Raw genomic sequence first — 11,266 nt, forward strand, 5'->3', positions numbered from 1 at the left:
GCGGCGCGAGTGCGGGGAAGCGGCTCGGTGCCCCCCATCCGTGGGCTTGTCGCTCGACCGGGCACCTCGTAGTCTCACCAACGACTGCGTTCCCAGACCCGATCGGAGTCACCATGTCCGCAACCGCGCTGCCCTCCAGTGGTGATGGCCGGCCCGAGCCCGGACCGGGCGCCGGCGTCGGGCACAAGTCGTGCGATGCGAGCGGCATGGCCGACATCCATCGGATGTTCCGGGCCGGATTCGGTGAGGCGCCGTCGCTCGTCGCCGGGGTGGCCGACGGCGACGTGGTGCACGCCGAGGTGGTGAGCGACCACCTCCGCATGCTGTCGGCCGGCCTGCACGCCCACCACGAGGGCGAGGACACCATGCTCTGGGATGCGCTCGGCGAGCGGGCTCCGTCGTGCAGCGTGCACGTGCAGCGCATGAAGGCCCAGCACGCCCAGCTGCTGGTCCACCTCCTCGAGCTCGACGCGGCCCTGCCCGCCTGGCGATCGCGCGGTGCATCGACGGATGCCGCGGCGCTGCTCTCCGCGCTCAACGGCATCAACGGGGCGCTGGCCGACCACCTCCCCGACGAGGAGTCGAACATCGTGCCCGTGATGGAGACGGTGATCACGCAGCAGGAGGTCGACGCCCTCGCGACCCACGGCCGGAAGGCGACGCCGAAGGGGCAGATGTTCCTGCAGTTGGGCGCGATCCTCGCTGCGCAGCCCGACGGAGGGATCGCCTGGCAGAAGGCGCACCTGCCCGGGCCGGTCCGGGTGATCTGGCGCGTCGTCGGCCGCTCGAAGTACGAGGCGAACCGGGCAGAGCTGGTCGGCGACCGCCGGCCGTAGCGGAGGTGCCCTCGGCCATCGTGCTCAGGGCGGCGGCGGCGACGGCGCCTCGTGCAGCATCCGGAACTCGTGCCGGCGCAGCAGCTTCAGCACCACGTTCGCGGGCGGTCCGAACGCCGCGAGGCCCGCGTCGGTCGTGCAGGGGGCGATGCCGTCGATCGCGTAGTCGCGTCCGCGCCAGACCACCGTGCACCGACCGTGGGCCGCCTCGACGTTGCGGTACCAGTTCACGCCCGTGCCGTAGGTGAGCTCCGCGACGAAGCCATCGGGCACGCGGGCGAGGATCAGGGGCGTCTCGAACACCCCGCCCGACTTGCGGCCGGTGTGCCGGACGAGCGAGAACGGCCCGAAACCGGCATGGGCCATCCGCAGCGTGAACGGATTGAGCGCGTGCTTGATCGTCCAGAGCCATGCCCGCTTGATCGGACCGCCGGTGCTCCGTGCCATGATGCGCCCGTCACTCCGCCATCGAGGAGGGCCGACCGGCGCTCGGGGCCACGGACGCCTGCAACGGCGCCGACTGGAGCAACTGCAGGATCGCGTTCAGCGGGATGGCCGCCCACGTCGGGCGGTTGCGGGTCTCGTAGATCGCCTCGTACACGGCCTTGTCGAGCTCGAACGCGGCGAGCAGGTCGCGGTAGGCGCTGAGGTCGAGCCCGGATGCCGCGACGTAGCCGTCGAGGAACGCCCGGCGTGCGGCATCCGCCCACCGTGCCGCCGTGGCCGCCCGCTCGGGCAGTGCCAGCGCCGTCGATCCGGCGACGTAGTCGAACGAGCGCAGCATGCCCGCGACGTCGCGCGCGGGCAGGTCGGGGCGGCAGCGTTCGCGCATCGGGCGAAGCGGCTCGCCCTCGAAGTCGAGCAGCACCCACCCGCGGCCGGGCACGAGCAGCACCTGCCCGAGGTGCAGGTCGCCGTGGATGCGCTGCAGCTCGGGCCAGGCGCCCGCCCGGGCGCGCGTATAGACGGCCTCGATCGCCGGGCGGTGCCGGCCGAGCTCGTGCACCTCGGCCACGGCGATGCCGAGCCGACGCGTCCACGCGCCCGTGATGCGGTCGACGAGCGCCGGCTCGGGCCGCTCGCGCGGGAACAGCTCGCCGAGCGAGAGGTGCACCTCGGCGACCGCGGCGCCGAGCGCGCGCGCCTCGTCGTCGAACGGCGTCCCGGCCGATGCGGCGGCCAGCGCCACACGCCAGGCGTCCTCGACACCGGGCAGGAACTCCTGCGCGAACGCCAGGTGGCCGCGCGCCCGGCCGCTGGGCCGGCCGACGTCGTCCCATTCGCCCAGCACGTCGCCCACCGTCGCCGGCACGTGCGGCGAGCCGGCCCCGGCCAGTGCCGTCTGCAGCGTGACATCCGGATTGTCGCCGTCGTGCAGCTGCCGGAACACCTTGCAGATGATCGGCGCCGACCCGGCCGGGCGGTAGATGATCGACGTGTTCGACTGCTCGCCGCCGAGCACGGTCGCCGGCGCGCTCCGCGGGGGTCGAGCGGATGCCGCCGCGTCGCCCGAGTAGCGGCCACGCGCGGTCGCGGCACCGGGGCCCGTGGCGATCGCCTCGCCCTCGTCGACGATCATCGCGAGCAGCGCGTCGGTGTAGGCGGGGTCGTGCGGTCCGTCGTAGAGCCACCGGTCGCCACCCTCTGGCGCGCCGCCCGGCACGCCGCCTCGAGCGGGCAACCGGGCGATGAGGTGCTCGGATGCCGCGGGCGACGCCTGGGGCTCGGCCCGCTCGACCACCGGCACCTGGTAGAGGATCGGCGGCTCCGAGGCGTCGTCCATGAGGAAGAGGGTGCGGACGTACGCGCCCTCCTCGGTGGTGGGCGACTCGAGCGCCCCGATGACGCGAAGCTCGGGCGCGTGCCCCTTGCCGCCGAACCAGCGCTGCTGCGGCATCCACCCGGCGATCGCGGCAACGGCCCTGTCCATGCCTGAACCGTACGGCGAGCCGCGGCGGATGTCGAGGCGAGACGCCGAGTGGAGGGCGGAGCCGCTATCGCTGGTCGCGAGTCGCACGTGCGAACCAGCCTCGGCGGCCGTGCACAAGGGGCTGACCGTCGTGCCGCCGCGTGCCGATACTGGGCGCATGTGGATGGCGTTCCTCTTCGGTGCCGTGGCATCGGCCGCGCTCGTGATCGGGGCGTTCATCGGTGGGCGGTTCACGCTGCCGAAGCGCTTCCTCGCGATCATGCTGTCGTTCGCGGCGGGCATGCTCATCACGGCGCTGAGCTTCGAGCTGTTCCAGGATGCCTACGAGCGTGGCGGCATCTGGATCGCCGCCGTCGGGCTGCTCGTCGGCGCGGTGGTCTTCACGACGCTGAGCGCCCTCCTCGACCGGTGGGCCCAGGCCGGCTCGGATCCGACGCCCGCCGACGAGTACCGGGGCAGCGCGAAGCTCGACACGGATGCCGCCGCCGAGGGCCGCCCGGCCACGGCGGCGTCCGTGCAGGGTGCGGCCGGCCTCGCGCTGCTCGCCGCGGCCACCCTCGACGGCGCACCGGAGAACCTCGCCCTCGGCATCTCGATCAGCGAGGGAACGGGCGGCGTCGCGCTGCTCGCCGCCATCTTCGTGTCGAACCTGCCGGAGGCGCTCGTGGGCGCGGCGTCCATGCGGGAACAGGGCCGCTCGCTGTTGCAGATCATGGGACTCTGGGGCGCATGCGCGGCCGTGCTCGTGTTCGCCGTCGTCATCGGCGCCGGCCCGCTCTCGGGCAGCGACCCCGAGGTCGTCTCGTTCCCGCTCGCGTTCGCAGCCGGAGCCGTCATCGCCGCGCTCGCCGACACGATCATGCCCGAGGCCTACGAGCACGGCGGGCCGGCCGTCGCGCTCAGCACCGCCGCGGGATTCGTGCTCGCGTTCGTGCTCTCGCTCGCCTGAGGGCCGGGGTCAGCCGACGGTCACGGGGTCGCCGACGGAGATCGTGTCGGCCCCCGACGAGGCGTCGAGGTCGGGCACGAGCCAGATGCCGAACCACGTCTTGCCATCCCACCTGCGGTGCTTCGCCAGGGTGCGGATGGGCTCCTTGCCGCGCGTCAGCGACACCGGGTCGATCGTGGTCATGACGCAGCGGTCGCAGACGCCGCTGACCCGGAAACGCACGCCGCCGAGGTGGACGAACGGCCAGCCGTCCTCGGCGAACGGCTCGGCCGGATCGCCGTCGATCACGACGTTCGGACGGAACCGCAGCATGTCGAGCGGTGGCGTGTCGCCGTCGGTCCACCGGTCGAGCTGGGCGAGCGAGGACTCGCTCGCGAGCAGCAGCGGGCCGGCATCGGCGAGCGACATCCGGTCGTTCGCGAGGCCGCCGTGGGCGGGATTGACCGGGCGCGCCCGCGGGTCGGACTGCCACACGAGGCGCACGGGACGCCCGAGCCGGGAGCTCAGCCACTCGTCGGGCTCGATCCCGGCAGGAAGCGCGGTGCGCTGGCGCGACACCGTCACGGCGACGGGCGCGGCATCCGTCGGCTCGTCGACCCGCAGGGGCGCGCCGCCGCCGTCGCGGTCGGCGAGCAGCAGGCCTCCGTCGGCGAGCGGCTCGGCGGTCAGCGCGAGCAGGCGGTTCGCCTCTCGCGCCGTGACGAGATCGCCCGTCGAGTCGACCACGGCCCAGCGCCGATCGCCGACGAGCCCCCACGGCAGCACCGACGCCGAGCGGACGTCGAGGCCTGCGAACGACTTGACGGGATAGACGCGAAGCCGGGTCACCTGCATCAGAGCACGCTACCGCGACGCCGGCGCCGATGCCGACGCCGATGCCGACGCCGATGGCGTCGCTGTCGCGCCGCGTGCTCGGCGTCATCGTCGCGCAGAGTTCGTTGCCCGTCCGGGCACAATGCGGCAGGCGACCCCCCGGGCGTCCGTAGCATCGGCGGTATCGCGACCGCCCGACGTCGCGACGCTGCGGCCGGAGGGGTGAGATGGCCGAACGCATCTGCGAGACGTGCGGCACGAGGAACGACGCCGAGGCGCGGTTCTGCGTGAACTGCGACTCCTACCTCGGCTGGGATGTCGGGCGTTCGACGCTCGACGGCGATGCGCTCACCGGCACCATCCCGAAGATCGTGCAATCGGTGCCGACGGCGGTACCCGAGCCGGCGACGGCGCCCGTCAGCGCGCCGGTCGTGACGCCCACGACCCCGCCCGCCTCGCCCACGACCCCGCCGCCCGCGTCGCCCACCGCGACGCCGCCGACCGCGCCCGCCGCCGAGCGTGCGCCCCAGCCCGAGCAGGAGCCGCCGCGACGCAAGCCCGCGCGCCACGACCCGCCGACCGTCACCGTCACGACACCCGACGTGGTCCTGACGCCCGAGGCCCCAGCCCGGATCGAGCTCCTCATCGAGAACACGTCGACCATCGTCGACGGTTACGACATCGACGCCGTCGACCCGCCGGCCTGGCTCGAGCTCACGCCGCCCGACGCGCACCTCATGCCGGGCGAGGCCCGCACGGTCATGCTGTCGCTCGCCATCCGTCCCGGCGTGCTCGTGCTCGCGCAGCGGCGGCCGCTCGCCTTCACCGTGCGCTCGCTCGAGGACGCCGAACGGATGGCGACGATCCACGTGGTCGCGACGGTCCCTCCGCGCGGGGCGCGGCTGGCGATCGAGGCGCGGCCGATGCTCATCCGGCTCGAGGATGCCGCGACCGGTTCGTTCTCGCTCCGGCTCGACAATCGCGGCGCGAACTTCCCGCAGACCGTGGGCCTCTCCGGCGACGACCCCGAGTCGGTCGTGCGGTTCACGTTCACCCCACAGGTGGTGGAGGTGCCCGCCGGCGCCATCGTCGAGGCATCCGTCGACTTCGTCGCACCGCCGCCGCAGCCGGGTGCGGTGCTGAACCGCCAGCTCACCATCTCGGCGACCAACGACGAGGGGCCGGTGACCGCGACGGTCACGCTCGTGCAGGAGACCGCCCCCGAGCCGGTCGACGCGCCGCTGCGCGTGCAACTGCAGCCCAGCACGCTGCGTCTCCTCGACGCGCAGGACGCCGACTTCGACGTGAATGTCGACAACCGTGGCGGCCACACCCCCGTCACCGTCACGCTCACGGGCGCCGATCCCGAGCGGCGGCTCGCCTTCGCCTTCGCACCGGTGAGGTTCGTCGCCGTCGCCGGGCACATCACCCGCGCCCACGGGCGGGTGCGGGCGAACCTGCCCGCTCGCGGCGCGAGCGCGTCGCATCCGTTCACCGTCGTCGCCTCCGACGGCACGACGGATGCCGAGGCCGCCGGCGTCCTCGAGATCACCAGCTCGGCCGCGGCCATCACGACCGCGAGTCTCAGCGTCAACCCGCAGCGCCAGGACATCGGCACGCACGGCAAGGGCACCTTCGGCGTCGACATCGACAACCGCCGTGGGGCGGAGGCCGTGCAGGTCGCGTTCGCCGCGAGGTCCGACGACGGGCAGGCGCGGGCGACGTTCGCGCCGCCCCAGCTCGTGGTGCCGCCCGGAACCACCGGGCACACGTGGATGACGGTCACGGCGCCGCATCCGCCCCGCAACGGCACGGTCGTGCGCCGGCTCGAGGTCACCGCGAGCGACGGCACGCAGCAGCTCGCCGGGAACGCCGAGCTCACCCAGACCGCACCGAGCCGCAGGGGACCGGTCAGCGTCTGGCTCGTGATCCTCGGCGCGGTGCTCGTGGTGATCGGCACGCTCAGCCCCTGGTTCGCCCAGTTCGACCCACTGCTGCCGGCGGTCGAGCTCGTGCGGATGCTCGTGCAGTCGTCCAGCCTCGATCCCGGCCTGATCGTCGAGCCGGCGCTGCGGCTCCTGCTGTTCATCCTCGCCATCACGATGGCGTTCGGGCTGAACGGCAAGTCGGGCGGGCTCACCCGCAAGTCGGCGATCCTCATCGTGCTGCTCAGCGCCGGGTTCCTGGTGTTCCTCGCGATCGCGGCGTTCGTGCCCGAGCTCGCGTTCGGCATCCTCCTGGTGTGGCTCGGCGCCGTGCTCGGCTACGTCGGCGGGGTGCTCGCGCGATCCCGCGACTGACGGATGTCGCGTCGGGCGATCCGCCCCGCATGACGGATGCCGCGTCGCGGGCACTCGCGACGCGGCATCCGTCAGACCTCAACCGAGCAGGTGATCCAATGCCCGGCCCATCCACTCGGCCCGGAGGGCGGCATCCGTGATGCCCTCGAACCCGAACCCGCTCAGCAGCGAGTGCGGCGTGGCCACCACCGCGGCCTCGGGGAATCCCGCCGCCGTCGTGATGATGAAGTCGTTCGGGTTCGGTGCGCTGCCCGGCGGCGGCCCGGTGACTTCCCATCCGCCCGTGTCGCCGTTCTCGAACGACGTCGTGCCCTGGCCGGTCGACACCACGATGTCGTCGACGAAGACGCCGAGCCCCTGGGTGGCCCAGTCGCTGACGTAGCTGATGGAGACCTCGACCTGCCCCTGCGCCTGGTAGGCCGAGAGGTCGACGTTCCACTGCTGCCAGCCGCCCGAATTGCCCGAGGCGGCGTTCCAGGTGCCCGTCGTGCCGCTCGACTCGCAGGCCGTGTCATCGATGACCGTCTGGTAGTGGTCGAGCTGCGGGTGCAGCTCGCGCCAGCCGGCCGGGCAGCTCTCGCCCGTGCTGGTGGTCGTGTGCTCGCTCGGCAGGGTCGTCCAGTCGTCCTGGCCCGGCGTGCGTGCCTCGACGATCAGGTGATCCCAGTCGGCCTCCGTGTCGTACGACGTCCAGAACGACAGGCTCGCGCCGCCGGCCGGGACGTCGATCGTGCGCGTCAGCCGCTTGTAGGACACGTCGGCGATCTGCGAGTACGCGTAGGCGTCGCCGGTGTGCGGCTCGAACGGGCCGCCCTCGCGATCCCATCGCGCCGAGACCCAGCTCTCGAACTGCGGATAGGTCGCCGGGTCCAGGATGCCGCTCGTCGTGATGAACGAGTTGCTGTGGTCCTGGTTCGCGGCGCTGTCGGCGCCGTTGAAGCCCCAGTCGAGTCCCGTGAACGGCGTGTCCACGCCGAGCACGTCGAGGAGTCCCTCATCGGCGTTGCCCGCGCTGTCGACGGCGAGGTACGCGCCGAGCCAGTACTGCAGCGTGTCATTCGTGTGGTCGCTCGACGGCGAGCCCCCGAGCAGCCGACAGCGCACGAGCACCTCGTCGCTCGCGGTGCACTGCTCATCGGCCGCCGTGGGGTCGTAGAGCTGCTCGGTGTTCGACGAGAACTGGGTCCCGGCGTACTGACCGGTGTAGAGCACCTTGCCGCCCTCGTTCAGGAAGTCGCGGACCTCGAGGATCTGGTCCATCGCGGCGCGGGTGGCGTTCCCGCCGGCCCATCCGGCCGTGCGGGTGATGACGTCGTCGCCGGTGTACCAGATCACGGCGTCGTAGTGCGAGAGGACGCCCAGGTTGTCCGAGGCGATCCGCCCGCGGGCGTCGACGTCGTAGACGTCGTACCCGACCCCGTCGGCCGCGAGCGCGTCCTCGTAGTACGAGAGGTACTTCGGGGCGGTCACGCCCTGCACGGGCGAGGCGCCCGTGTAGTCCTCGTTCGCGACGATCAGCACGTCGTCGGTCGACTCCTCGACCGCCTGGTAGGTGAACGACTCGCTCGTCTCGCCGCCGCCCTCGAACCAGACCTCGACGCTGTCGCCGGGCTGGGTGCCCGTGACGACACCGCTCACCACGTGGTAGTAGACGTCGGTCCTGCCGCCGTAGCGGTCGCCGCCGTTCCACTCCTCGGTGCCCGCGCTGACGGCTGGTGCACCGTTGATGGAGTACTTCACGGTCACGTCGCCGAGGCTGCGCTTCGCGATGACGCGCACCTCCTGCGGGTCGCCGTACGAGTAGTCGAAGGTGTAGTTCGCCAGCGGCAGCCCGTACTTGTAGGTGTCGTCGCTCTTCAGGTAGAAGGGCTTCGTGTCGATGCCGAGGTGCGACACCGGGTCGTCGGGGTCGGCCGCGGACTTGGCCACGTCGAGTGCGAACGGCAGCGCACGCTCGAACTCCGCCTGCACCTGCGCCTCGTCGTCGGGGAAGACGAAGCCGCCTTCCTCATCGCCCTGGCCCAGCTCGGGGGTCCAGGCGAGCGTGCCGTCCTGGACATGCGCGAAGTCCGTCGTCTCGCCGTTCGTCACGTACAGCACGTCGGACGACAGGCCGGGCTCGAAGCCGGGTATGGCCGGATCGTCGCGGTTGCCCGACAGCGCGTAGTAGATCGGGTCGTCGGCGGTCGGCGTCGCCGTCTGCCAGCCCTCGGCGTAGAGCAGGTACTGCCCGAACGAGTGCCAGTTGACCTGGAACTCGGGGTTCGCCCGATCGAGGAGCGACATCATCGCCTGCGTCTCGGGCTCGGACGCCGCGGACGGACCGCGGTACGTGTCGCTCGAGATCACCGACGACGAGCCCTCCTCGTCCCACGCGAAGTGCTCGGGGAAGTTGCGGTTCGGGTCGACGCCGTCGGCGCGGGTGATCTGGTTGTCGCCGTCGTTGTCGCGCAGGTTCTTGCGCCACAGCCGCTCGTGGTCGAACGTGTACTGGTAGCCGTCGGGGTTGGCGACGGGCACGAACCAGAACTCGTTGCTCCGCAGGAGGCTCCTCGTCTCCTTGTCCTTCGCGTCGTAGCCGTCGATGAACGAGTGCATCAGCCGCCGATTGACCTCGGTCGAGATCCACTCGCGCGCGTGCTGCGTCGAGCTGTACAGCACCGCCGGCCGCGCCCCGTCCGGCACGCCCCTCGCGCCCTGCGTGATCTTGAGGGCGATGATCTCGCGCCCTTGATACGTGTGGCCGAGCACGACGAGCTTCACGAGCTGAGGGTGGTCCTTGGCGAGCTGGTACAGCTCGTCACGGATGCCGCCGGGTTCGTCCCACGATCGCCAGACGTTGTAGCCCGACGCGGCCTGCTCCGTCGCCAGCTGCTTGGCCGACTTGCCGTCCTTGTTCTTCTTCACCTTGACGTCGAGGCCGCGGGCCTGGAGCCCCTTCGCCTCGCCCGCGGACAGCACGAGGTCGAGGCTCACGCCGGAGTCCGTGATCCTGCTGTCGGCGACGTCGAAGCCGCCCGCCGCGATCTCCGCCGCCTCGGTGCTGCTCACGTCGGCCGTGTACATGTCGAGCGCGCCGGCGTCATCGACGGCGGCGTTCGCGCCGACAGGTCCGAGCACCGAGAACGCCAATGCGAGTGCGGCGATGCCGAGGACGGGGCGAAGTGGAAACGATCGGGTTCCGGCCATGACGACTCCTTCGGCCCGTCTCCGGCCAGACATGCGTGACGACATCGTCGGGGTGCCTGTTGTTCGCCACGTCTCTGGTGCTCACTGCGGACCCTAGGGCTTAGCCTGCTGCGATCGGCGGCCGACTGTCAAGGAATCCGTGAGTCTTCCTCATGCGAGGCGCGTCGGGGAGGTCCTCAGACCCACTCGCGGCGCACAGCCTCCGCGCCGAGCTGGATGCGCGTGGTGACGCCGCCGCGGTCCATCAACTCGGCGACCCGCCGCTGCACGGTGCGCACCGAGATGCCGAGCTGCGCGCCCGCCGCGGCATCCGTCATCCCGAGGAGCAGGAGCTTCAACAGGTCGCGGTCGATCGCCTCGACCTCGCTCGCGAGCCCGCCGTCCTCGACGAGCCGGGTCGACGTACGCCAGTACTCCTCGAACATGGCGTTCACGAGGTCGAGCAGCCCGCTCGGATGCACCAGCAGGGCGCCCGACACCTTGCGGTCGCCGTGCGAGTACATGGGGAGGAGCGCGAGAATGCCGTCGGCGATGAACAGGCGGGTCGGGAGAGTCGGCAGCACGCGGATCTCCTCGCCCAGCGGCATCACCTCCCTCGCCTGGTCGAGGAACTTCGGACGTTCGAGCACGGATGCCTCGACGACGACCCGGTAGCGCACGCCGCGTGCGAGCGCCCGGTCCTCCTCGGTGTTCTCGCTGCCGTCGATGAGCGCCACCTCGCGCAGCACGAACGCGTCCACCCGTCGCTCGGCCGACGCCTGCAGCTGCCCCAGCCGCTGGCGCACCGCCTCGGGACCGAGCACGACGTCGACGACGTCGGGCACCTCCCGTTGCACCGCCCCCTGGCGGTAGAGCTCGCTGAGCTGCACGAGCGTCTCGTGCGCCTCGGTCAGCCGGCGCTCGCGTTCGAGCAGCAGCGGCCGCAGCGCGAGGGCCGGTGGCGAGGCGACGACGCGATCGGGGGCGGACGCCTGCCTGGCGAGCAGCCCGATGCGCTCGAGCTCGTCGACCACCGCCTGCACGCGCGCCACCGGCATCGCGGCACCCCGGGCGATCTCCCCGATGTCGGCCGACGGCGCCGCGAGCAGGAGTCGGTAGACGGACGTGTGCTCGTCGTCCAGTCCGATCGCGTCGAGCACGAGCGCCGCTCCCGTCGTCTGCGCCGTGGCGAATCGCGGCCATGGCATCTCTCCGCCACCACCATAGCCGTCGTCGTGTGACAGCGTGCTTGCAAGCCAGCAACACATGC

General features: G+C 71.9%; 8 protein-coding genes. 3 read left to right on the forward strand and 5 right to left on the reverse strand.

The annotated features are described in order from the left end of the window. Positions 1-113 precede the first annotated feature (113 nt). On the forward strand, positions 114-836 hold the full coding sequence (locus J2X63_RS10745) for a hemerythrin domain-containing protein (protein WP_309976904.1): 723 nt from the start codon (positions 114-116) through the stop codon (positions 834-836). Between the two features lie 24 nt (positions 837-860). Here J2X63_RS10745 and J2X63_RS10750 read toward each other — a convergent pair whose 3' ends face one another. Beyond that, positions 861-1,283 (reverse strand): nitroreductase family deazaflavin-dependent oxidoreductase, encoded by a 423-nt coding sequence (locus tag J2X63_RS10750; RefSeq protein ID WP_309976906.1) that lies wholly within the window; start codon positions 1,281-1,283, stop codon positions 861-863. A 10-nt stretch (positions 1,284-1,293) separates the two neighbouring features. After that, complete coding sequence (locus J2X63_RS10755) at positions 1,294-2,766, reverse strand: maltokinase N-terminal cap-like domain-containing protein (RefSeq protein ID WP_309976907.1); 1,473 nt, start codon at positions 2,764-2,766, stop codon at positions 1,294-1,296. 157 nt (positions 2,767-2,923) lie between these two features. On the opposite strand from J2X63_RS10755, the gene J2X63_RS10760 reads away from it, so the two are divergent. Beyond that, positions 2,924-3,715: a zinc permease gene (locus J2X63_RS10760; RefSeq protein ID WP_309976909.1), complete on the forward strand. Its 792-nt coding sequence runs from the start codon at positions 2,924-2,926 to the stop codon at positions 3,713-3,715. Between the two features lie 9 nt (positions 3,716-3,724). Here J2X63_RS10760 and J2X63_RS10765 read toward each other — a convergent pair whose 3' ends face one another. Next, entirely contained in the window at positions 3,725-4,549 is an 825-nt protein-coding gene (locus tag J2X63_RS10765; protein WP_309976911.1) for an MOSC domain-containing protein, read from the reverse strand. 206 nt (positions 4,550-4,755) lie between these two features. Here J2X63_RS10765 and J2X63_RS10770 point away from each other — a divergent pair, with 206 nt between their 5' ends. Next, entirely contained in the window at positions 4,756-6,828 is a 2,073-nt protein-coding gene (locus J2X63_RS10770; protein ID WP_309976913.1) for a hypothetical protein, read from the forward strand. Positions 6,829-6,906: 78 nt separating this feature from the next. Here the strand turns inward: J2X63_RS10770 and J2X63_RS10775 are convergent, their stop codons facing one another. Next, positions 6,907-10,017, reverse strand: a complete 3,111-nt coding sequence (locus J2X63_RS10775; protein ID WP_309976915.1) for a M14 family zinc carboxypeptidase — start codon at positions 10,015-10,017, stop codon at positions 6,907-6,909. 176 nt (positions 10,018-10,193) lie between these two features. Beyond that, positions 10,194-11,204 carry a helix-turn-helix domain-containing protein gene (locus J2X63_RS10780; RefSeq protein WP_309976916.1) on the reverse strand — a complete coding sequence of 337 codons (1,011 nt, stop codon included), beginning with the start codon at positions 11,202-11,204 and terminating at the stop codon, positions 10,194-10,196. Positions 11,205-11,266 lie beyond the last annotated feature (62 nt).

Origin of the sequence: Agromyces sp. 3263, from assembly GCF_031456545.1 — a bacterium.
Lineage (GTDB): Bacteria > Actinomycetota > Actinomycetes > Actinomycetales > Microbacteriaceae > Agromyces.